At 46.0% G+C, this 21,485-nt stretch carries 30 protein-coding genes; 11 read left to right on the top strand and 19 right to left on the bottom strand.

What is annotated here, in order from left to right; all coding sequences use genetic code 11:
• Window positions 1–5 precede the first annotated feature (5 nt).
• From B5E65_RS07430 to B5E65_RS07410, 5 genes are all read left to right on the top strand, one after another.
• Complete coding sequence (locus B5E65_RS07430; protein ID WP_087171137.1) at window positions 6–920, top strand: DNA gyrase inhibitor YacG; 915 nt, start codon at window positions 6–8, stop codon at window positions 918–920.
• 6 nt (window positions 921–926) lie between these two features.
• On the top strand, window positions 927–1,379 hold the full coding sequence (locus B5E65_RS07425; protein WP_087171136.1) for a GNAT family N-acetyltransferase: 453 nt from the start codon (window positions 927–929) through the stop codon (window positions 1,377–1,379).
• 134 nt (window positions 1,380–1,513) lie between these two features.
• Window positions 1,514–2,062 carry a GNAT family N-acetyltransferase gene (locus B5E65_RS07420; RefSeq protein ID WP_087171135.1) on the top strand — a complete coding sequence of 183 codons (549 nt, stop codon included), beginning with the start codon at window positions 1,514–1,516 and terminating at the stop codon, window positions 2,060–2,062.
• A complete protein-coding gene (locus B5E65_RS07415) occupies window positions 2,062–2,538 on the top strand; it encodes a GNAT family N-acetyltransferase (protein ID WP_087171134.1) in 477 nt (158 codons plus the stop codon). Before B5E65_RS07420 ends, B5E65_RS07415 begins: the two co-directional genes overlap by 1 nt.
• Before the next feature lie 77 nt (window positions 2,539–2,615).
• Complete coding sequence (locus B5E65_RS07410) at window positions 2,616–3,644, top strand: virulence RhuM family protein (RefSeq protein WP_087171133.1); 1,029 nt, start codon at window positions 2,616–2,618, stop codon at window positions 3,642–3,644.
• A 66-nt stretch (window positions 3,645–3,710) separates the two neighbouring features.
• On the opposite strand, the gene B5E65_RS07405 is transcribed toward B5E65_RS07410, so the two are convergent.
• The 13 genes from B5E65_RS07405 to B5E65_RS16550 all read right to left on the bottom strand — a co-directional run bounded on the left by B5E65_RS07405 (window position 3,711) and on the right by B5E65_RS16550 (window position 13,911).
• Window positions 3,711–3,986: a DUF6809 family protein gene (locus B5E65_RS07405; RefSeq protein WP_087171132.1), complete on the bottom strand. Its 276-nt coding sequence runs from the start codon at window positions 3,984–3,986 to the stop codon at window positions 3,711–3,713.
• A 13-nt stretch (window positions 3,987–3,999) separates the two neighbouring features.
• Window positions 4,000–4,350 (bottom strand): TnpV protein, encoded by a 351-nt coding sequence (locus B5E65_RS07400; RefSeq protein WP_087171131.1) that lies wholly within the window; start codon window positions 4,348–4,350, stop codon window positions 4,000–4,002.
• 103 nt (window positions 4,351–4,453) lie between these two features.
• A complete protein-coding gene (locus B5E65_RS07395; RefSeq protein WP_087171130.1) occupies window positions 4,454–4,792 on the bottom strand; it encodes a hypothetical protein in 339 nt (112 codons plus the stop codon).
• Between the two features lie 104 nt (window positions 4,793–4,896).
• A complete protein-coding gene (locus B5E65_RS07390; RefSeq protein ID WP_087171129.1) occupies window positions 4,897–5,064 on the bottom strand; it encodes a transposon-encoded TnpW family protein in 168 nt (55 codons plus the stop codon).
• Between the two features lie 408 nt (window positions 5,065–5,472).
• Window positions 5,473–5,724, bottom strand: a complete 252-nt coding sequence (locus B5E65_RS07385) for a helix-turn-helix domain-containing protein (RefSeq protein WP_087171128.1) — start codon at window positions 5,722–5,724, stop codon at window positions 5,473–5,475.
• Window positions 5,705–6,145 (bottom strand): RNA polymerase sigma factor, encoded by a 441-nt coding sequence (locus B5E65_RS07380; protein WP_087171127.1) that lies wholly within the window; start codon window positions 6,143–6,145, stop codon window positions 5,705–5,707. The genes B5E65_RS07385 and B5E65_RS07380 overlap by 20 nt, the downstream gene beginning before the upstream one ends.
• Before the next feature lie 557 nt (window positions 6,146–6,702).
• The gene (locus B5E65_RS07375; protein WP_087171126.1) at window positions 6,703–7,557 is read right to left on the bottom strand and encodes an ABC-2 transporter permease; all 855 of its coding nucleotides are present in this window, start codon (window positions 7,555–7,557) and stop codon (window positions 6,703–6,705) included.
• Entirely contained in the window at window positions 7,550–8,464 is a 915-nt protein-coding gene (locus B5E65_RS07370; RefSeq protein WP_087171125.1) for an ABC transporter ATP-binding protein, read from the bottom strand. The genes B5E65_RS07375 and B5E65_RS07370 overlap by 8 nt, the downstream gene beginning before the upstream one ends.
• A gap of 183 nt (window positions 8,465–8,647) precedes the next feature.
• Window positions 8,648–11,170, bottom strand: a complete 2,523-nt coding sequence (locus B5E65_RS07365) for an ABC transporter permease (protein ID WP_087171124.1) — start codon at window positions 11,168–11,170, stop codon at window positions 8,648–8,650.
• Between the two features lie 13 nt (window positions 11,171–11,183).
• On the bottom strand, window positions 11,184–11,849 hold the full coding sequence (locus tag B5E65_RS07360) for an ABC transporter ATP-binding protein (protein WP_087171123.1): 666 nt from the start codon (window positions 11,847–11,849) through the stop codon (window positions 11,184–11,186).
• 82 nt (window positions 11,850–11,931) lie between these two features.
• Window positions 11,932–12,999, bottom strand: coding sequence for a sensor histidine kinase (locus B5E65_RS07355; RefSeq protein ID WP_087171122.1), 1,068 nt, complete (start codon window positions 12,997–12,999; stop codon window positions 11,932–11,934).
• The gene (locus B5E65_RS07350; RefSeq protein ID WP_087171121.1) at window positions 12,996–13,679 is read right to left on the bottom strand and encodes a response regulator transcription factor; all 684 of its coding nucleotides are present in this window, start codon (window positions 13,677–13,679) and stop codon (window positions 12,996–12,998) included. The genes B5E65_RS07355 and B5E65_RS07350 overlap by 4 nt, the downstream gene beginning before the upstream one ends.
• Window positions 13,680–13,734: 55 nt before the next feature.
• Complete coding sequence (locus B5E65_RS16550) at window positions 13,735–13,911, bottom strand: helix-turn-helix domain-containing protein (protein ID WP_087171120.1); 177 nt, start codon at window positions 13,909–13,911, stop codon at window positions 13,735–13,737.
• A gap of 173 nt (window positions 13,912–14,084) precedes the next feature.
• Between B5E65_RS16550 and B5E65_RS07340 the strand changes: the two genes are divergently transcribed.
• The 4 genes from B5E65_RS07340 to B5E65_RS07325 all read left to right on the top strand — a co-directional run bounded on the left by B5E65_RS07340 (window position 14,085) and on the right by B5E65_RS07325 (window position 16,668).
• The gene (locus B5E65_RS07340; protein WP_072853024.1) at window positions 14,085–14,435 is read left to right on the top strand and encodes a helix-turn-helix transcriptional regulator; all 351 of its coding nucleotides are present in this window, start codon (window positions 14,085–14,087) and stop codon (window positions 14,433–14,435) included.
• A 243-nt stretch (window positions 14,436–14,678) separates the two neighbouring features.
• On the top strand, window positions 14,679–15,008 hold the full coding sequence (locus tag B5E65_RS07335) for a plasmid mobilization protein (RefSeq protein ID WP_087171119.1): 330 nt from the start codon (window positions 14,679–14,681) through the stop codon (window positions 15,006–15,008).
• Complete coding sequence (locus B5E65_RS07330; protein WP_087171118.1) at window positions 14,969–16,300, top strand: relaxase/mobilization nuclease domain-containing protein; 1,332 nt, start codon at window positions 14,969–14,971, stop codon at window positions 16,298–16,300. Before B5E65_RS07335 ends, B5E65_RS07330 begins: the two co-directional genes overlap by 40 nt.
• Window positions 16,297–16,668, top strand: coding sequence for a cysteine-rich VLP domain-containing protein (locus tag B5E65_RS07325; RefSeq protein WP_087171117.1), 372 nt, complete (start codon window positions 16,297–16,299; stop codon window positions 16,666–16,668). The genes B5E65_RS07330 and B5E65_RS07325 overlap by 4 nt, the downstream gene beginning before the upstream one ends.
• Before the next feature lie 166 nt (window positions 16,669–16,834).
• Here the strand turns inward: B5E65_RS07325 and B5E65_RS07320 are convergent, their stop codons facing one another.
• The 3 genes from B5E65_RS07320 to B5E65_RS07310 are packed head-to-tail and all read right to left on the bottom strand — an operon-like array spanning window position 16,835 to window position 18,695.
• Window positions 16,835–17,464 carry an ABC-2 transporter permease gene (locus B5E65_RS07320; protein ID WP_087171116.1) on the bottom strand — a complete coding sequence of 210 codons (630 nt, stop codon included), beginning with the start codon at window positions 17,462–17,464 and terminating at the stop codon, window positions 16,835–16,837.
• On the bottom strand, window positions 17,464–18,315 hold the full coding sequence (locus B5E65_RS07315) for an ABC transporter ATP-binding protein (protein WP_087171115.1): 852 nt from the start codon (window positions 18,313–18,315) through the stop codon (window positions 17,464–17,466). The genes B5E65_RS07320 and B5E65_RS07315 overlap by 1 nt, the downstream gene beginning before the upstream one ends.
• Window positions 18,312–18,695: a GntR family transcriptional regulator gene (locus B5E65_RS07310; protein ID WP_087171114.1), complete on the bottom strand. Its 384-nt coding sequence runs from the start codon at window positions 18,693–18,695 to the stop codon at window positions 18,312–18,314. The genes B5E65_RS07315 and B5E65_RS07310 overlap by 4 nt, the downstream gene beginning before the upstream one ends.
• Window positions 18,696–19,002: 307 nt before the next feature.
• On the opposite strand from B5E65_RS07310, the gene B5E65_RS07305 reads away from it, so the two are divergent.
• The gene (locus tag B5E65_RS07305) at window positions 19,003–19,197 is read left to right on the top strand and encodes a helix-turn-helix domain-containing protein (RefSeq protein ID WP_087171113.1); all 195 of its coding nucleotides are present in this window, start codon (window positions 19,003–19,005) and stop codon (window positions 19,195–19,197) included.
• 97 nt (window positions 19,198–19,294) lie between these two features.
• On the opposite strand, the gene B5E65_RS07300 is transcribed toward B5E65_RS07305, so the two are convergent.
• Window positions 19,295–19,651 (bottom strand): helix-turn-helix domain-containing protein, encoded by a 357-nt coding sequence (locus B5E65_RS07300; RefSeq protein ID WP_087171112.1) that lies wholly within the window; start codon window positions 19,649–19,651, stop codon window positions 19,295–19,297.
• 239 nt (window positions 19,652–19,890) lie between these two features.
• Here B5E65_RS07300 and B5E65_RS07295 point away from each other — a divergent pair, with 239 nt between their 5' ends.
• The gene (locus B5E65_RS07295; protein ID WP_481810354.1) at window positions 19,891–20,280 is read left to right on the top strand and encodes a hypothetical protein; all 390 of its coding nucleotides are present in this window, start codon (window positions 19,891–19,893) and stop codon (window positions 20,278–20,280) included.
• Between the two features lie 54 nt (window positions 20,281–20,334).
• Here B5E65_RS07295 and B5E65_RS07290 read toward each other — a convergent pair whose 3' ends face one another.
• On the bottom strand, window positions 20,335–20,535 hold the full coding sequence (locus tag B5E65_RS07290; RefSeq protein WP_087171110.1) for a transposon-transfer assisting family protein: 201 nt from the start codon (window positions 20,533–20,535) through the stop codon (window positions 20,335–20,337).
• A 2-nt stretch (window positions 20,536–20,537) separates the two neighbouring features.
• Complete coding sequence (locus B5E65_RS07285; protein ID WP_087171109.1) at window positions 20,538–21,482, bottom strand: hypothetical protein; 945 nt, start codon at window positions 21,480–21,482, stop codon at window positions 20,538–20,540.
• Window positions 21,483–21,485: the final 3 nt, after the last annotated feature.

Raw genomic sequence — 21,485 nt, 5'->3', positions numbered from 1 at the left:
CGTGTATGATGAAAAATTTATTTGAACAGTCCCGTTCCCATTGGGTGCGGTACGATCATTATGAGTTGAAAACAGCGGAAGATGGCAAGCGGTACATCACCCCCAGCAAGAGCGCAAAGCCGGACGTCTACAATCCGCTGAAAGAGGTCCCCAACATTGTGCTGGATGCGCTGAATGTGGGGATGCTGATGATGGGGCGCAAGCCGGAAGCAGAAGTGGAAAAGGCGGTAATGGAGTTTATCACCCGGTACGGCCTGCTGGGGCTGATGACCGCCCTGCCTACCACACCGTCCTTTATGGACTATGAGGCGGTGTACCTGCCCAAAAACCACTTCATCAAGGAGGAATCCATGGCGACAGACAAATACCTGTCCCTGTTTTATCCTTTTGACCAGCTGGACTTGGTGAAAAAGGGCATTGAATCCACATGGAATGTGTCCGGTGACCGGACGATGATTGCCCTGACCATGACCTTTATGGACGAGCCGATGGCGAAAAACATGAGTTTCCAGCGGGAATATGCGGAACCCTACGAGTGGGTTGCCCAGCAGCTTAAGGACTGGGCTTTTACGCTGACCACGGCCATTTTGTACTACAATGACTATGATTCCATCGACGAGGACGCACGGGGGCTGTATCGCAAGGCCATGGCTGCGTTCGGCGGGATCGCCCCCAGCTACCACATTGAGCTGCTGGATAAGCCCACCATCTATTGGGATTTCCATTCGCTGCTGCTGGGTATTCAGATGATGTTCAGCTTCATGCTGGTGGACGGCGACCAGCCCCTGCGCCTGTGTAAGCATTGCCAGAAGGTGTTCCTGGGCAGCCGATCCAACGCTGCCTTTTGCAGCCCACGGTGCAAGAACCAGTACAATGTCTACAAGAGCCGTTCTAAAAAGGGCGGAGATGAGGAGGAATGATACGCTATGGAAATTCTGAAACTCAGGGAACACAGCGAACTGGCATCGGAGGCCGCAGAGTGGTTTCATTCCAAGTGGGATATTCCAGTTGAAGAATATGCGGGAAGCATACAGGAGTGCTTGACGGGCAAAAGCATTGTTCCGCAGTGGTATGTTGCAGTCGAGAATCAGCAGATTATTGGTGGTATTGGGGTCATCGAAAACGATTTTCATAACCGCAAGGATTTGACGCCAAATGTCTGCGCGGTATATGTTGAGGAAAACTACCGTTGTCAGGGAATTGCAGGAAAGCTGCTGGAATATGTTTGTGAGGATATGCGTTCATTTGGTCTGGAAACCTTATATCTCATTACAGACCACACAGGCTTCTATGAGCGCTACGGATGGAAGTTCCTGTGTATGGAGCAGGGCGATGGTGAGGTAGATTTGTCGAGGATGTATGTTTATGATTTGAAATAGAAACGGTTATCGTTAAAAATTAGACATTTGGAGAGACCCGATAAATCATTTTGCGTTCGATTGGAGCGGCATTTATTGGAATCCAGAATTTGAAAATAAAGTAAACACCAAAGGGAGCTGCATGGATAATAGAAATGGAGATTATATATAAAAACTTACAAGAGAATGAGATAAGCCGAGAGCTATTTAGACATTTTGTACGGCATCAAACTGTTGTTAAATGTAGGCGAAAAGAAAACGGAAAATGGATTATCAAAGATGATCCGTTTATTGACGATTGGAGCGAAACGGATTATAAATTCCTGGTTTCCTGCCTGAGAAACACAGCAGCAACAGGTGGATTGGTATATGCTGCTTTCTGCGAAGGGGTGTTGAAAGGTTTCGTGTCAGTTGAACCGAAACTTTTTGGGGGAAATCACAGATACCTTGACCTCTCAAGTATCCATGTGTCAGAGGATATGCGAGGAAAAGGGGTTGGCACTGCACTGTTTCGAGCAGCGAAAGAATGGGCAAAGGCACATGGAGCAAAAAAGTTGTACATCTCAGCCCATTCAGCCGTTGAAAGCCAGGCATTCTATCACAAAATGGGCTGTGCAGAGGCGGCTGTCTACAATCAGTCTCATGTAGAAGCCGAGCCGTATGACTGCCAGTTGGAATGTAAAGTATGTGAGGATGACAGTTGATGAAAATAAGCAAAATTGAGGATAATAAAAAGAGATACATGAGCCTGCTTTTTCTTGCGGACGAGCAGGAAGATATGATCGACCGGTATCTTGAAAAAGGTACGATGTATGTTTTGGAGGAAAATGGCGTAAAAGCGGAATGTGTTGTTACTGACGAAGGCAGCAAAGTTCTTGAAATCAAGAATATTGCTGTTCTGCCGGAATGCCAGCGCATGGGCTACGGAAAACGAATGATTGAGTTTATTGAGCAGACATACCGTGATAATTTTCGTATTCTTCGTGTGGGGACGGGTGACAGTCAGCTGACGCTCCCTTTTTATAAGAAATGCGGTTTTATAGAAAGCCATCGTATCAAAAACTTTTTCACGGACAATTATGATCATCCTATCTTTGAATGCGGCGTTCAGCTTATTGATATGGTATATTTGGAAAAGAACTTACTATGGGAATCCAATACGATTCATCGAAAGAAGTAAATGGAATACCTGGCATTTTGTAAATGAATTACAAAATACAATCCAAACTTACCAAAACGATATGGAGGTGACGAGGAATGAGCGAGGAACAGGGGCTGACCCCGTATGAAACCAGAGAAATCCTCTTTTACAAGACCGAAAACGGAGAGGTGCGGGTGGAAATCCTGCTCTTTCAGGAAAATCTCTGGCTGACGCAGGCAAAAATGGCAGAGCTGTTCGAGGTGCAGAAAGCGGCCATTTCCAAGCATCTGAAAAAAATCTTTGAATCCGGCGAACTGAGCGAGGATTCAGTTGTTTCCAAAATGGAAACAACTGCGGCGGACGGGAAACGGTATCAGACCAATTATTATAATCTGGACGCCATCATCGCTGTGGGGTATCGAGTGAACTCCAAAAAGGCGACCATGTTCCGCATTTGGGCAAACCGGGTGTTGAAAGAGTTCATCATCAAAGGTTATGTGATGGATGACGCACGGCTGCGGGAGCCGGAAAACTTTTTCGGCAAGGATTATTTCGAGGAACAACTGGAGCGTATCCGGGACATCCGGGCCAGCGAGAGAAGATTCTACCAGAAAATCACGGACATCTATTCCCAGTGCAGCGCCGACTACGATGTGGAAAGCCCTATTACAAAGGAGTTTTTCGCCACGGTGCAGAATAAGCTCCACTATGCGGTCACCCATCATACCGCCGCTGAGATCGTATACGGCCGTGCCGACAGCACCAAGCCCAACATGGGGCTGACCACATGGAAAAACGCCCCCAAAGGCCGCATCCGCAAATCGGATGTCACCGTTGCTAAAAACTATCTGAACGAAACGGAAATGCGTAACCTGAACGAGATTGTCACCATGTACCTGGACTATGCGGAACGGCAGGCCCGCCGTGGAAATGTCATGTATATGGCCGATTGGGTCAAGCGGCTTGACGCATTTTTACAGTTCAACGAGGAAGATATTCTGCATGATAAGGGCAAGGTGACCGCCGCCATTGCCAAAGCCTTTGCCGAGAAAGAGTTTGAAAAGTTCCGGGTTTTGCAGGATCGGACCTATCAGAGCGACTTTGACCGGCTGGTTGCGGAAACTTCGGATGATCTGACAGAATAACCATATACGCAGAAAGCCCACGCCACCGGTTCTCTTTCCGGCTGTGTGGGCTTTTTCGGCAATCGCTTATTTCTTGTTTTGCAGCTGTTCATGGGCTTCCTGCTGGACGATCAGCCCCGCTGAAAAGCCATACTTGAAATGGCTCTCACTTTCCTCACACTGGGCGATAGCGTTCTGCGCCCGAAGCTCCTCCACCAGAGCATAGTCCTCTTTACTGAGCCGCTGGGATAACTGCTCCATCAACGCCGCACAGGTTTGGACTGCCTTGCGGTATTCCGGGGACGTGGGAACAACGGTTTCACAGGGATAAAACTCCCCGTTATACATAGCTTCCAAAATCATTGCGTTCCCTCCCTCAGCAGTAGACCAACTCCGCCAGGACGATTTCCTCGGCTCTGTTGTGGATGGAGTTCATGGAGCGCACCCATGCCATCTGGTCGGCAGCTTTCAGGGCTTCTGTGACACCCTCTTGCTGTATCATGGCTTTTTCAATGATTTCCAGCCGCTTCCGACAGGCGGTGTCGATTTCCTCCAAATGGGGAAACAGTTTTTCAGCGACAATGAGATCGGTATACAGAATGGGCCGGTGTTCTTTTAAGTAGGCACGGCGCAACCGGCCATATTTCCCGATATGGTACTCTTTGGTGTCCAATAACACAAGGTCAGGAATGAGATAATCGCCGCATTTGGTGTAAATCAGTTCCATACAAGGCTCCTTTCGTGGGAATGTGGTTGACAGTTACGGTAGGTTTGAGGGCATCCCTCCTTTATCATAACTGTCTTTTCATTCGCCACAAATGAGCCGCCAGTCATGATGTAATGTTTTTTGGTGTAATCCACCCTCTATACATTACATCATGGTTGCTGATACTGTTGCTCTCGCCGTCCAGCTTATCTTCTTGGGAAAGACGCTCATAGCAGGCGGTAATGCCCTCGGCGTCCTCCTGCGGCTGGCTGTGGATATAGAATTGCAGCACCGTGTTTTGGATGGCCGTCTTGGTTTCCTCGCTCAACGGCGCGTCGTTGGACACGCGCTGAAAGGAAGTGACTGGCTGTTGGTACATTTGATTGTCAAGGTTCAAAGTAGTATCGTTATTCCGTGTCGCACGGGAGTTCCGTGCAATCACCATTTCCGGCTGTTTGCTCATAAGTTCCTCCTATTCCGCAGCCGGAAAACGAGGCATGATACAAGTATATTATACCATATCATGCCCCATCCGTCTGCTTGTAGGAAATGAAAAAACTTTAATTTTTAAGTGGCTGCCTTGCTCAAATCATTTTGAAGCAGCCGACGGATTTTCTTGACTGCGGTTTCTTTCGCGCCGTCTTTGACGGTCGCTTTCACAATATATCGAACGCCTCCGATTTCGTACTGACGTACTACGGGGGCGGTCTGTTTCCGACTTGTTACTGCACTCATACAGTAATCCCCCTTTCGCTTACATTGGTGTAAAACGAAATGGGCAGTATGGACGGCTGTTGGCGCAGCTCCACGGGAATTTCACCCCCGCGTGGTTCTCACACGGCCCTACCTATTGCCTGCGACGCTTTTAACGCTCGGACTTGGAAGCCCCGGAAAAAACGGAGTTTCGTTTAGCTATAAGGGAGTATCATTATCGCAATACCACTGTTTAAGAGCTGCCTTGCCCTCGGCCCGGTGTTTCTCGCTCTCTCATAGGATATGAGGTCATGGCGCACCACGCCGACGCGGAAATTGCAGAATGTGTCCGCTGCCCTATGATGCGCCGCCGTTATCTTGCGGGCATATTTGTCAAGGAGCGAATGGGGCAGATTTACGCAAAGCGGAAAGGGGTTAAACGCTTCGCGTTTACTTATCTGCCTTAAAGGATAGGACAGCCCGCATGAGCTTTGCTTGCAGCCGTTCCCGCAAGTCCTCGTCTACACCGTAGTAGGTATTGCCGCGCTCGTCGCGGATTTTTTGGATAGACAGGTGGGCTATGTAGCTTTGGTAGTGCTGCATGACAATGCTCATGGCTTCCGGGTCGCCCTTTGTCGCGGCTAAAATGACCGGGTAGGGCAATAAGCCGCGCTCGTCGGTGTTACAATTCGTCCCATTCATCGGCGCGTTCCTCCAAGTATCGTTTTAGCAGTTCAAAAGAGCTTGTCCGGCGGTACTGTACTGTGCTGCGGGGTACTTTCATCAGCTCCGCGATCTCAACATCTGTCATGTCGAAAAAGTAGTACAGCAGTACGACTTGACGCTTTTCGTCCGGCAGGGAGTGCAGAGCTTCGGCAAGCAGTTTCGCGGTGATCTTCAAGCCACCCGCGCAAAAGGCTTCTTCGTCCTCGTTGACAAAATATCTGTCAACGGTATAAAGCTGCTTTTCTTCTTGCGGGGTAAGGTCTGCAAAGCTCACTTCGTGCCGCTTGCGGCTTTTGCGTTCCCGGCAAGCGTCAATCAGTTCGTTGCGTAACGTGCGTTTGCAGTACGCATTAAACTCACATCTCGTTTGCCATTCAAACCGAGCAGGGTAATCCATGTTCTCACCCCCTCTCGTTCCCGGGGGCGGGTTATTTATCCCCTTTCGGCTGCCTTCCACGGACGTGCCGTGTCTATGCCAAATGGAAAAGCAAAGTTTTTGAAAAAACTTTTGAGAACAGCAAAATGCGCCCGCCCGCAAAACGCGGACGAGCGCAAAGGAAATGTAAGAAGTATTTAGATGTATTGACAGTTCATACTCATAGCCGGAATATCCCCTTGCGGCGCAAGAGCTTTTTTTAACAGGTAAAAGTTTGTCGGATTATGTCGCAAGAAAAGAAACACGGCGATACCTCCCAGATACCGCCGTAATCTCAATAAGTCGTCATTCGTTTGTATGGGACACAAAGAAACGGCGGCTTCGATTTTTCAAAGCCGCCGTTTCCAATAGGCGTGTTAATAGGACTGCTGCACGACGGCTTTTTTTCTTTTGCCGTCGTCCGGCAGCTTCTATCTGTTTTGTATTATAAAATTCAATTCTCGCAGAAATCTCACAACAAATATATGTTTCGACAAAATAACAGGGTAAATTCTCGCAAAGCTGTGAGATTTCAAAAATTATTTTATCTCTTTCCTACGATATAATCCTATACCGATTGCCGTAGTAATTATTGTAATCCCCAATGAATAGAACAGCCATTGTTCTGTATGCGAAAAATCATACGAGGTATCTTCTCCCTCTGAATTGAACATATCTGCAAGCTGAATAGTTTGACCTGATGGCAAGAAATTATTAAGCAATTCTAAAACTTCTCGCTCTGTACCTCCAACGTATTGTGGATTTGGTACACGATCAACGTCGGTAGGAACGCCATTGCTATCTACACTTATATACTGATCGTACATTTCCGGCTCGCAAAGGCGTTGATAAATGAACGAACCGGAAGCAAGCATAGTAATAGCTAATAACATACTAACAACGACATTCGCTGCTTTATTTCGATTTAGCATAGCTAAAAATGTCATTATGCTTGTAAAGGCAATTACAGCGCCAAATGCACAAATAATAAGATAAGCAATTCTGTTGTGAGCGCTTAAAAATGTTCCACTGTGCATATTTCCAATTACCATAACTGCAAGGATATAAGCAAGACAGAAAAAAATGTTGGCAATCGAACAAGCAATAAAATTTGATAGATAAATAGAAAAGCGAGTGTGTCCAACTGCCACTTTATTCCGCATAGTGCCATCACTGTATTCAGAGCCGACAAACAAACTGATAAAAATTGCAGAAACAAGCCCCATAATTGGAGCAAAACCAAAGAAACAGCTTTCAAATGAAAAAGATAATACGTTTTCCGGGGTGGTAGCAAACGCCATGAATACACCGTATAAAAACATACCAATAAAACAAATCCAGAAAATAACCCTTTGGAACAAGCGGGTTAGAGAAGAAATGATAAGCCTACTCATGATGGGTACCTCCTATTAAACTCATAAAATAGTTTTCAAGATTTTCATCTTGTTCATGTATAGAGTTGACATTACAGCCTTGTTCTGCAAGCGCAAGCGTAAGCTGTGAAATGTTTATGCTATCAAAGATTTCGACACGGTTAGATGATGTAATTTGATGTCTGATATTTTGTTTTTTTAATATCTCAATGAGTACAGATATATTTGATACTTCAAGCACAATACGCTTTTCAAAATCTTTTTTCAGATCAACTGCACTAATTTCTTTTACCATTCTTCCGTTGTCAATAAATCCATAGTATGTAGCAATGCGGGACAGTTCATCGAGGATATGACTTGAAATTAAAATAGTAATCCCATATTCGCGGTTTAGTTTTAGCAGGGTTTCTCTCATTTCTACAATTCCCTGCGGATCAAGTCCATTAACAGGCTCGTCCAGCACTAAAAAATTCGGGTTGTTGGCTAATGCCATAGCTATCCCAAGACGTTGCTTCATACCCAACGAAAAATTACCCGCTTTTTTATGACCTACGCGTTCAAGACCAACCAGCTGCAAAAGGTCTGGTATCTTCTTGAAAGTCCGTTCCCCTGTAATCCGAAATTGCTCTTTCAAATTTCCTGTTGCGGATAAGTCCGGGTATATCGCTGGCGTTTCAATAACAGCCCCCATTTTTTGACGTGCTTTTACAATTTTTTTATCTTTGCTACTAATACCATAAAGTCTATATTCACCTGATGTCGTGTTCTGTAATCCGCAGATAATGCGAAGCAATGTAGTCTTTCCTGCTCCGTTTTTTCCTACTAATCCATAAATAGCTTGTTTGGGGACACTCATATTCAGCTTGTCTAAAGCCTTAAAATTGCCATAGATTTTTGTCAAATCGGTTGTATTTAACACATCGTTCATGACGATTTCTCCTTTCTAAAAGCCATATTATACAGTAGCCTTTATTGAATATGATAAAGTACAAATCTCACGAAAATGTCACCGATAAGGGAAAAGGAAATATAAAAACAGGGGTAATTGTCACAAAGCTGTGATAATTGAAAAGCGGCCGCCTATAAAGGCAGCCGCTTCATCATTAACGGTTTATTCTGCAATCCGCAATCTTTCTACAACAGTTTGCTTTGACATTTTGTGATAACAGAGCAAGGGAACAAGGGCAGTAATTGCTATCAGAGGGATAGCACATAACATAACAGGCAACAAAGAAAAATGCCATGTAAAATAGGAAAGTTCTGCGCCCATCATTTTTACAACCGTAATACTCGCAATCGTTGAAAGAATAAAGGAACAAACCAATCCCAAAACAGAATATCCTAACCCTTCATATATCAACATACTCTTTACTTGCTTCCCGGTCATTCCTACCGATTGCAGCATAGCAATCTCCCGATATCGGGAGAGAATAGAGGTCATCATGGAGTTAATGAAATTCAAAATGCCAATCAAAGCAAGGACAGCACACAAAACTCCACCAACTAAACGATACATAGTAGTCAGCCCATGAAATGAGTCCTGTAAGGTCACTTTTGAATAGTAATCAAGAGAGGTTTCTATGTTTGCAGTATAGTATTGAAGCCAACGATCCGCAGCATTGATATGTGCGTCGTCAACATTATACATTGTTTTCATTGGCAATATGTTTTCATCGCCTACTATCTTGAAATATTCATTTGCAGGAAGTACATATTCCACGCCCATATCAACACTCATAGGTGAACGCAAGGCTTCTGGAATATCAACAACGGCTAAAACAATATACGTCCTGCTTGTTCCGTCTGAGCATACTACGTCAATTTGATCTCCGGGGTGGTACAATGCCGTTGTTCCATCGCCAATCATTTTCATTGCTGTTACATAAATTCCGTTACCCGCTTTCCATTGCTCGATTGATAAATTACCTTCCACCACTTGTAAATATTCGGTTGGCCATTCATCAAATCCATAAATATTAACACCATGCCCGCCACGTATTTTGTAATTTTGAAAATCAGCGGCAAAATTTTCAGAAGTTGAAGAAAGCTCTGTTATGTTTCTTTCTGCGGAAGCGGCAAAAGGCTGCGTAGAAGTTTGCATATAAATATTAGCAACGCTCTCTAACCCGTCAAGTGTTTCTACTTCTTGAATAAACTCTTTACTTACACCCGATGTGTTAAGCGGTAAAGAACTATTGATAACCGTAGCGTCAGCAACCGTAAAATCTGCAAGACTATAATTTGATACAAACTTATCAAAGTCAAACGAAGTAACATAGGTATAGACGCTATTCAACAAAACAAGGCTTAATGAAAAGGACAAGGTTACAATAATAACTTTTTTCTTATTCCGTCCAAAATTTTGTTTTGCCATCATTGACGGATTTATACGCTTGGTATGTCTGCGTTTCCTTTGACTAATACTTGGCTCTTGCTCCACATATTTTAATGCTTCAATCGGGGACACCTTTGCTGCCACTGACGCTGGTTTGCGACAGCTTATGAATACTGTAATCAAGGCAAAAAGTACAGCGACAAAGAAAATGATTGGATTTATCGTGGTAATTACAGCCATATTTCCCGAAAGCATACGGACGATTGACGGAATAAGCACACGTCCAATAGGCCACCCCAATAACAATCCCAAAGGAATACCGATTACTGAAAGCCGGATCGCCTTTTTATAAACAATTTTTCGTATTTGTCTGGCGGTTGTCCCAAGTGTCTTTAACATTCCATAAAAACGTATATCCTGAGCGATTGAGATATAAAATACATTATAAATCAGCAGATACCCGGCAATAAAAATTACCAAAATGGCAGCTAATACCGGAATTACACCGGAAATGCTGACAGTTGATGTAGTATAAGCACCATTGACACCTATACGGTCACCAAAATCATAGTCGATAGCAAGACTTTCAACCTGTTTCTGAATATTCCACGCAGAAGAAAACATAATCGCGCAGTCAATATAGCCGGTAATTCTCGATGTATCACCCGTTGATACACCGTAAACGGGTGGAGCCACTTGTTCCATATAGTCTTTTGAAAGAAATATCATCTGACTTGGTGTTACCGTATCGCCAGCCCAAATACCCGATAGCACAAAAGTTTCTGTGATAATTTGCGTATCGGTTGAAAAAGTCAATTCGATTTGTGTACCAACTTTTGCATCAGGTAATCCCATTGCGTCTAAAACAATCTGGCTGGTAGCCATTTCATTATCCGCTTGCGGCAAGGTACCCTGGTTAGGATTGTGAAATCCCCATACCGCATAATTTTCATCAGCATACCGTACTTCTGTCGGCAGTTTATTGAAGCAATCGCCAACAGCATATCCAAAGACGACCGATTTTCCATACTCCTTAATTCGTTCATCGGAAATCAAGTCCTCGTATTCGTTTTCAGTAATAAGTTTTGCATTGGCATGAGCAGATGTGCCGACTGTCCTCATTTCATTATCTTGAATAGAAGATTGTAAACTGATAGCTATTGTAAATAAGCTGGTAAACAGCAAAGTTGAAAGCATAATCGCCAGAACAGCAATATAATTTTTGCCGGATTTCAAAGAACGATTTGCTAATTTTTTTAGTATTTTCCCATTATTGTTCCCGAAAAGAATATCGTTCATTTATGCCACCCCCTTACTTTGCAATCTTTCCGTCCTCAATACGGATTATGCGGTCTGCAAGTTGGGCAATTTCATTGTTATGTGTAATCATCACAAGGGTTTGATGAAACTTTTGACTGGTTACTTTTAATAAGCTCAAAACATCATTACTTGTATGGCTGTCAAGGTTGCCTGTTGGCTCGTCCGCAAGTACGATTGCGGGTTTAGATACAAGGGCACGGGCAATCGCAACACGCTGTTGCTGACCTCCCGAAAGATTGTTAGGCATATTATTTAGCTTATCTTCCAAAGCTAACATTTTAACAACTTCCAGCATGAATTTCTTATCTACCTTATCCCCGTCCAGTTCCACGGGCAAAGCAATATTCTCATATACGTTTAGCACTGGAACAAGGTTATAGTTTTGAAAAACAAAGCCAATCTTTCTTCTACGAAAGACTGTAAGTTGTTCGTCTTTTAGCTTCGATAAGTCCTTTCCGTCAACAATTACCTTGCCAGAAGTCGGTACGTCCAATCCACCGATCATATTCAGCAATGTGGATTTTCCGCTACCAGATGTTCCCACAATAGCGACAAACTCGCCCGCTTCAACAGAAAGAGAAATACCGTCCAGAGCCTTTGTAATGTTTGGTTTTACTCCGTAGTATTTTTTAAGATCAATCGTTTGTAAAATAGGCATTTAATCTACCACCTTTCTTTTTGATGGCACTATTATAAAGCTCAATTCTCGCAGGATTGTCACGGTAACTCCTTAAATGAGCTTAATATTCTGCTGGAATGTCACAATCCTGTGACATTTCCGAACAAGGTAAAAATACAGAAAATGTTGAGCCTTTTCCGACTTCTGAAGATACCCGAATGAAGCCACGCTGACGAGTGATGATTTCACGAGCCAGATATAGTCCTATTCCAATACCCTCAACATTGTGTACGGTTTCCTCCCTGTAAAATCGTTTAAAGATTGTTCCTTGATGTTGTTCTAAAATGCCAATGCCTGTATCGGAAATATCAATTTTAGCATACATTTCCCAACCTACAACTGATACTCTGATTTCACCGCCTATTGGTGTGTATTTTACTGCATTATCCAAAATATTAAACAAAGCTTCACTTGTCCATTTACGATCATGGATTGCGGAAATGGTTTCCGGGCAATCTACTGTAATTGCAATGTTTTTCTGCTCTGCATTTAACAAAATGCCGCCTAACGCTGTCGCAAGTGTGTCATATATCATCTGCGGTTTCGGTTCTAATGCAATAACACCGGCTTCCAGCCTTGACGTTTTAATCATAGACTGCATAAGAAAGTCCAGCTTATTTAATTGTCCGTCCATAGCTAATAGAAATTCTTTCTGCTTTTCCGGGGTAACAACCTGTTCAAGTAACGTAGCGTCAATCATTTTTAGGTTTGCTATCGGGGTTTTTACTTGGTGAGATATATCCGATATTAACTCTTGCAAATCTGCCCGTTCCTTTGAAACACTAAGTTCGCTTTCCCGCAACACTTCGTATAGCCGGGAAATCCTATGCTGGATTTTGTAAAACAGACTTTCTTCCTCTGAACATTGCGGTGGCTCCATATCAGACGACATCATATCATCTAATAACTTACACAATAAATCAGAAAATAAAGTTAATTTTCTTCGGATAAAAATCAAGAAAATAATAGCACATAGAATTGTACTTGCTACATAAATTATTCCGCAGAATAATAGCTTAATGTTATGTGTCAAATGATAAATAGCGAGTAGCATTGAAAGTGAAAATGCGAGAAATACCACGCCGATAGCAATGCACCCTTTATTGATTGTCAATTTTCCCATTTTCATCTGCCCACGCCCCCAATCCACATATATCCCATACCGTAAACAGTTTTGATATATGATCTATCCGGCGTTTCTAATTTATTGCGTATGCGGCTGATCGTTGAAGTCAAAGCGTGTTCATCTACGAAATTACCGTCAATATCCCATAGCTTTTCTAACAATGTCTGACGAGTTAAAACTATCTTGGGATTTTTGATTAGTATTTTCAAAAGCCGATATTCCATTGGCGTGAAAGAAATTACTTCCCCGGATAGCTTTGCGCTCATCTCCGAAAAATCAATAGACAGGTTACCGTCATTGTAGCAATCGCCACCTGAGATTTTTTTCATTCGTGCCAACAAAGCAGCTACTTTCTTTTGAAATACGCTCATAGGAAAAGGCTTTGTCACATAATCATCAGCCCCTAACTCAAAGCCTTTTAGCATATCACTTTCCATATCATTTGCTGTCAGAAATATTACCGCAACATCTGGATAACGATCTTTTATATCCCTACAAAAGTCAAAACCGTTCCCGTCTGGAAGATTTACATCGAGAACAATCAAATCATATCCTTGTTTTTTGCAAAGGTGTTCTGCTGCATTTTTTGTTAAAGCGGCATCAACTTGATAACCATAGGCAGACAAGTTATAGCAAAGTGTGTTATTCAAAAGGCGGTCATCCTCAACCACTAATATTCTCATAAGCAAGTTCACATCCTTTCACTGTTTAGTTTATCAGTAAAATGTCGCAGAAATCTCACAAAGTATTATTTTTTCTTCTCCCGTCAACGGGCTTTTCCGCGTCTTTGGGTATCAGCCAAACCCGGCTGAACTTTACCGCGCCGGATATGCGCTCGCCCTCGCAAAGTTTCTGTACCCGCCTTTCGGAAATGCCCCATTTTGCCGCCGCTTCCGCGCAAGATATATATTCCATACAAGCACCCGTCCTTTCTACTTAAAACCTACCATGATATATTATATACGGTCGAACGAATAATAGCAATAAACAAAGCGTGAATAACGGGAATTATTTAAGCTAATGCTATGAATTATGTAGACATATCCAAAAGGAAAGGTGAACAGTAGAATGTAATAGGGTGAATAAAAATGGCGAAACGACCTGTACCGTTATACGATTTTAAGGCTTTCGGGGCAGCCATAAAAGCCGCGAGAAAAGAATACGGCGAGAGCCGGAAAAAGGTAAGCGACGAGCTATATATTTCCCCGCGCTACCTTGCGAATATCGAGAACAAGGGACAACAGCCGAGTTTACAGGTGTTCTATGACCTTGTAACCCGGTATCATATTTCCGTAGATCAATTTTTCTTTCCGAACAGCGACGCGGAGAAATCCACCAATCGTCGGCAGCTTGACGCGCTGCTGGACGGTATGAGCGATAAGGGCATACGGATTGTAACCGCAACGGCAAGGGAAATTACGGAAGTCGAAAAAGAGTAAGCACAAAGCAAAACAGGCAAAAGGACGCTATGGAAACGCATTGTTTCTATGGCGTTTTTCTTTTTCTGTGGAAGTGTTCGGCAAATCTGCGCTTTCATCGTGGGAGAATACGAAAAGATGAATAGCAAGCATAGGAAGTGTAGCCACACTTCCGAAAACCGGCCCGTCCCTGTCCCTGCGGGCCGTGGCCGGTTGCTTGTTGGGGAAAACCCCAAACCCCTGTTCAGAAAGGACGGTGAATGAATGGCAAACCGAACACGAAACATTGTGCTGCGCGTCCCTGTGACGCCGGAAGAACGGGCCTTGATCCAGCAGAAAATGGCCCAGCTCCACACGAAAAACTTTTCCGCCTATGCCCGGAAAATGCTCATTGACGGGTATATCGTCCACATGGACACCAGCGACATCCGGGCGCAGACTGCCGAGCTGCAAAAGATCGGCGTCAATGTCAATCAGATTGCCCGGCGTATCAACAGTACCGGGACTGTGTACGCGCAGGACATTGAGGACATCAAAGGGGAGCTGGCGAAGATATGGCAGTTACAAAGATACATCCTATCAAGTCAACGCTGAAAAAGGCGCTGGACTACATCGAGAACCCGGACAAGACCGAGGACAAAATGCTGGTGTCCTCTTTTGGCTGCTCCTATGAAACAGCGGACATAGAATTTGAAATGCTGTTGGCGCAGGCCATCCAGAAAGGCAACAATCTGGCCCACCATCTGATCCAATCCTTTTCCCCCGGCGAGGCCACGCCGGAACAGGCCCATGAGATCGGCAAGCAGCTTGCCGACGAAGTGCTGCAAGGAAAATACTCCTATGTGCTGACAACCCACATCGACAAGGGCCACGTCCACAATCACCTGATTTTCTGCGCCGTGGATATGGTGAACCACCGCAAGTACAATTCCAACCGGCAGAGCTACGCCTATATCCGGCGTACCAGTGACCGGCTGTGCCGGGAACACGGTTTGTCGGTGGTACAGCCCAGCCGGGATAAAGGCAAGAGCTATGCGGAATGGGATGCCGGGCGCAAGGGCAAGAGCTGGAAAGCCAAACTGAAAGCTGCCATCGACGCCGTAATCCCGCAGGCCAAAGACTTTGACGATTTTCTCCGGCTCATGGCGGCGCAGGGCTATGAGATCAAGCAGGGCAAATTTATCTCGTTCCGCGCCCCCGGACAGGAACGCTTCACCCGCTGCAAGACGCTGGGTGAGAACTACACCGAGGAAGCCATCACCCGCCGGATCAAAAGGCTGGCCGTGGACAGAGGCCCGAACCGGCAGCGCAAGGGTATCACCCTGCGGATCGCCTTGGAGAACAACATCAAGGCCCAGCAGAGCGAGGGCTATGCACGTTGGGCGAAGCTCGAAAATTTGAAGCAGGCCGCAAAGACAATGAACTTTCTTACCGAGCATGGCATAGAGCAATATGCCGAGCTGGAAAGCAAGGTCGCGGAGATCAGCGCGGCCAACGACGAGACTGCTGCGGCCCTCAAAGACGTGGAACGGCGTCTTGGAAACATGGCGGTGCTGATAAAGAACCTCACCACCTACAAGCAGCTCCGGCCCGTGGTGCTGGAATACCGCAAGGCCAAAGACAAGGCTGCGTTCCGGCGCGAACATGAAAGTCAGCTCATTTTGTACGAGGCTGCTGCAAAGGCCATCAAGGACGCCGGAATCACAAGGCTGCCCGATCTGGCCGCCCTGAAAGCCGAGTACCGGGAGCTGGACAAGCAGAAAGCGCGGCTGTACGAACAGTACGGCGAAGTCAAGCGAGAGCTGAAAGAATACGGCATTATCAAGCAGAATGTAGACAGCATTTTGCGGGTGACGCCGGGAAAGGAGCAGGCACAAGAGCTATGAGCATACCGAGAATGAATTACCCTCAATATCGCAAGGCCCGGAAGCTGACGCATGAGTGCTGCAACTACTGTGACGGGAACTGCCTCTTGCTGGACGACGGCGAGGAATGTGTGTGCGTCCAGAGCATTTCCTATTCGTTGCTGTGCCGGTGGTTTCGTGCCGCTGTTCTTCCGCTGGACGGGGCGCTGTATGCCGAGATCATCCAGAGCCGGGATAGCGTGAAGCGGTGCGCCGTGTGCGGGGCTGCGTTTACACCGAAATCCAACCGGGCGAAATACTGTCCCGATTGCGCGGTGCGGATGCGCCGGAAGCAAGAGGCCGAAAGGCAGCGGAAAAGATACCTGCAAGCTACGCAGTTAAGTCGCTGAATAGGCCGCCATAGCGGGCTTCTGGCAAGCGATTGACGGGGCGGCAATAGGATTGCTCCAATCCCCGCTGAAACGGGCTTTGAAATGCGTAGAATAACCCATAGGAAAACGCCGGGCGCAGGGCCAACAGGCCGCCGCGTCCGGCGCTTTTCTATATTGGTTCTTGTCAAGTAATATCTTTTTTCTGATAAGCGTAGGCAGCAATTTTGTAGGACACAGCAAACCATACAAACGAAATTGCCAGTACGATATAAAACGCTAATAGAATATTGTTTTTAACGGGAATAAATATATTTATCAACAGAACCAGAACGGTAATAATGCCCGTAGATGCAACAAAAGCTATCATATAAACGATTTGAGATTTTTCTGCGTCAAAAAAGTACACACAAGGCAGGCTGATACCTCCTGCAAGCAAGGCTACGCTAATTCCAATAGCTGCATTGAACAGCATCGAATAAAGTGTTACCGTTATACCCATTAAGGACAAAGCTCCAAGTGACACCAACACTACAATGATCCCTACCGCTGAAAGCAGAATATAAAGAATGTATTTGGTTCCAATAATCTGCGCTCTTGTTACAGGCATTGTAATCACATTTTTATTCCATTTGGAACTTGCATCATTGGTAATGCTTATATAAACCGCAGCAGTTGAAACGGCTGGCGCGAGCATTAAAATTGCAGTGACATCAAGCAAAAACGAAAGTCCAAAGGTCAAAACAAACAGGCTTGTCAGAGTAATAATAATACCACTTTTGGCGATATAAAGATCTTTCAGTAGGATGCCTTTCATCACTTTTCCCCCTTTACATAGAGCAACATGATTTCATCAATCGTTGCCGGTACAATCATTGCCTTGGGATATTTTTTTTGCATTGCCATTCGGTCGGCAATTAAAACCTGCCATTCATAATCCATCTTCCGATACACAATGATGTCGGATTTATCCAAAGCATCAAACTGTGCGGCTCCGCACTTTATAATACCATACTGTTCTGTCAGCTCGTCTTTGGGCTTTGAAAAAACGACTTTTCCTTCGTGTATGAAAACGATATAATCAGCAATCTTTTCAAGATCGGTGGTAATGTGTGAAGAAATCAAAATAGAATGTTCTTCATCTTGAACAAAATCCAGCAGAATATCCAAGATGTCGTCCCGAATAACGGGGTCAAGTCCGCTGGTAGCTTCGTCCAAAATCAGCAGTTTGGAATTGTGAGATAAAGCCGCAGAAATTGCCAATTTCATTTTCATGCCTCTGGAATACTGCTTGATCGGCTTATCAATCGGCAGGGATAGTTTTTTCAACAGACCCAGAAAGGTGTGTTCATCCCATGAGTGATAGATATTCTTCAAAACCCGGTTAAGCCTTCTGGGAGAGAGAATTTCTGGATAGTTGCTGCCATCGAATACGACACCAACCTGTTCCTTTGTCTTGTTGTCAAGTTGTTCCTTGCCTAAAATAGTAATGTTTCCAGCCTCCTTCTGAATGAGGCCAAGGACTGCATTGATGGTCGTGCTTTTTCCTGCTCCGTTCTCGCCAATCAGTCCTACAATCGAACCGCTGGGAACAGAAAATGAAACACCGTCCAATACAAAATCTTTATAGGTTTTCGTCAAACCTGAAATTGATAAAGCATTGTTCATTCTCTATCATCCTCCTGATACATAAGTGTTAGTAAGCCGGTCAACTTATCGAGAGATATACCGCTTGTGCGGGCGATCTCGATTGCCTCCGCAAATTTTTCTTCTATCTTCTTCTGCTGTTCTTCAAGATAGAAGTCTTGGTTTTGTGCTGATACATAGCAGCCTTTTCCAGCCGTTGTTTCAATGAAACCATCTTCTTGTAGGGTGGCATACGCCTTTTGTACTGTAAGAATACTGATGTGTAATGATTTTGCCAGAGAACGCACCGAGGGAATGGCTTCCCCGGCTTTCAGTTCGCCACTCATAATAGCCGCCTTGATCTGTGAAGAAATCTGCTCATACAGAGGTCGGCTTGCTTTATTGCTTACGACTATCTCCAAATTCTCACCGCCGTTTCCGTTTTAACTGTATTACTGTTACAAGTACAGTATAATACACACGAAAACGGTTGTCAAGATGGTAGACAGCGATTGCTATACAGATAATTGATCCTGTCTACGCATTTAGGGGGCAAAAAGCCCACGGAAATCAAGGCTTTTCGGCGGTGGTCGGTGGGGTGGCAGAATGATTTATCCAATACCTGCCGGAACGGGCTTTGAAATGCGTAGGAAAATCTTTCCGGCGCTGGTTTTCCTGCCGGTTCTGTGGTATGCTGGAATAAGACAAAAAACGACAGGAGTTGACACGATGGCCGAACAGGAAATGTTGCTGGACACAGCTACCATCAAGGCCGCTGTCGCCGGTGAGAAGTGGGCCAAACAAAAGGTGATCGAACACTATACCCCCATGATCGACGAGATGGCCGTTGACGAGGACATGAAGCAACACTTGATTATGAAGCTGCTGGAAGAACTGCCACACTTCCCAATGGAACAGGAATAAAAAAGAGCGCCGGACGCAGAGGCATACAGCCCCCGCGCCCGGCGCTTTGCATTGTAAGAAAAGAGTAGCGCAGTACGGTCAACTGTGACCGCCTGCGCTATTCCTGCTGTTTCAGCTTCATATCCTTGCGGATTGTGTCTTTGGCTGCTTTGAGCAGATCGGTGAGTATGCGTATCTCGTAGTCGTCGCAATCCTCCAAAAGCATTTGAACTTCATGGGAGAAAACTTCCTTGGAGTGGATCACGCTGTCGCACAGAAATTCATCCACCGAAACAGACAGGACGTTTGCCAGCGCAACCGCCATCGGCAAGCTCAACTTGGAATGGCCGTTTTCAATGTTGCTCATGTGGGTAATGGACAGCCCGGCCTTTTCCGCCAATGCTTCCTGCGTCAGATCAGCCCGTATTCTTGCGATCTTCACGCGCTTTCCAATCTCTTTGTAATCTAATTCCATCTATATACCCTCGCAGTATGGCAGCGTTTTATCAATCCTCCCTTATTGTAAAGTACCCGGCCCTGATATATAATAAACTATATAAATTCTAAATTTATATAGTTTAATTATTTGCAAATTTCTGTTTTGAATTAGCTTAAAGGGCGGGGTTATAAAGTGATGGAACAAAGATGATGGTTTGCACTTTTGCGGGACACAGGGAAGTCTTTGGCCTCGGCCAGTCGCAGGTGGTGGAGATATTGGAAAGGCTGCTGGAAGCGGAACAGGAAATGACCTGCTATGTTGGCGGCAAGGGAGAGTTTGACGCGATCTGCGCCAGCGCGGTTCGCACTCTAAAGCACCGGCACCCGGACAAGGCAATCTCGCTGGTGCTGGTTCTGCCCTACATGGAGCAGCGGCTAAACACGGATAAGGAATACTACGAAAGCAGCTTTGACGAAATCCTGATCCCCATTGAGCTTGCAGGCATCCACTATAAACAGGCGATCACCGCCTGCAATCGCTGGATGGTAGACCGGGCGGATTGCCTAATTGCTATGGTATGGCGGGATCACGGCGGAGCCTATCAAACACTGAAATATGCAGAACGTCGCCGCAAACAGATTTTCCGGGTCGGACATGAAAAATAAGCGCCGGACGCAGAGGCTATGAAGCCCCGCGCCCGGCGCTTTGCTATGCTTGGATCACTCGTCCGTGAAATGGAACTGCCGTGCCTCAAAGTCAGCGTCGTTCATGGCGTCCAACTTGTCGGCGGTCTGGCGGGCCAACGCCGCCATGTCCTCGTCCATGTCCGGCAGGGCGGCCCGGATGTTGGCCGCTGTCCTGCGACGGTCGCTCTTGTGATACATACAGATCAGGTTTTCTTCTTCCACGGTAAACTGCATTGTCATACCTCCAATTCGTTTTTCTTGGTTCTGGCCGGAGCCTTTTTCGGGGCTTGGGCCTGTTTGGTTTCGGATAGCTGCCTGCGGATGGAAGCGCGGGGCCTCCGCACTTCCTTGTCCCGGTTCTCGTCTTTGCCGATCACCGCATACAGGCCGTGCCGGTCTTTCATGCCGGTAAAGCACAGGGATTTATAGGGCAACATGGAAAACAGCCGGTCGGTGTCCTTGCTGGACGCGATCTGGACGAAGTACGGGGACAGCTCCACCATGAAATGCGTCTTGTTGGGGCTGTTGGGGGCGGACAGGTCTTTCAACCCGGCCACGATCCGCTGCGCCTCGGCCAAAATCATGCCGTCATGCAGCGCCGTGACGTGGGCCTTGAAGTCGCCGGGCGCAAGCTGCGCCCGGCCTTTCTGTTCCTGCCGCAACAGCTCCCGCAGGTGTTCCGGCTCATTGGGCTTGGCCTCATACCGCAGGAACGCCCCCAGCTTGGGATCGGGCCGCCCGTCGAAGTACAGACCGGCGGGCTGCTCCCGGTCGCCCTTTTCATAGTGCAGGATGATGTTGTCGGCCTGTACCGCCTCGGCTGCGACGTGCCGGAAGTGCTGGGGATAGTCCAGCTCATAGAGATTGCCGCGAATGACACCCCGTACCTTGCCGGTCAGCTCCACGGCGTAGGCCAGCACCCGGTCACGGGTCTGCTCCCCGTAAAACGTCCATGTGTTGTGCTGCCGGGTGCCTTGCAGGAACACATCACTTTCCCGGAAGCAGTACGTCCCGGACGGGCGGGACATCCACAAAAGCGTCTTGTCCTCGGCCTTGTCGCTGGCAGCGGTCCGCCCGATGATCTCTTTGTCGATCTCAAAATCATTGCGATAAAAGGCGGTGTTCTGCCGCATGAGCTGTTCCAGCGCGGCCAGAACATCCACATTCTCAAACTTGTTCATGGC

This window comes from Gemmiger sp. An120 (assembly GCF_002160955.1).
GTDB lineage: Bacteria > Bacillota > Clostridia > Oscillospirales > Ruminococcaceae > Gemmiger_A > Gemmiger_A avium.
This window is presented reverse-complemented; position numbering and strand designations above follow the sequence as displayed.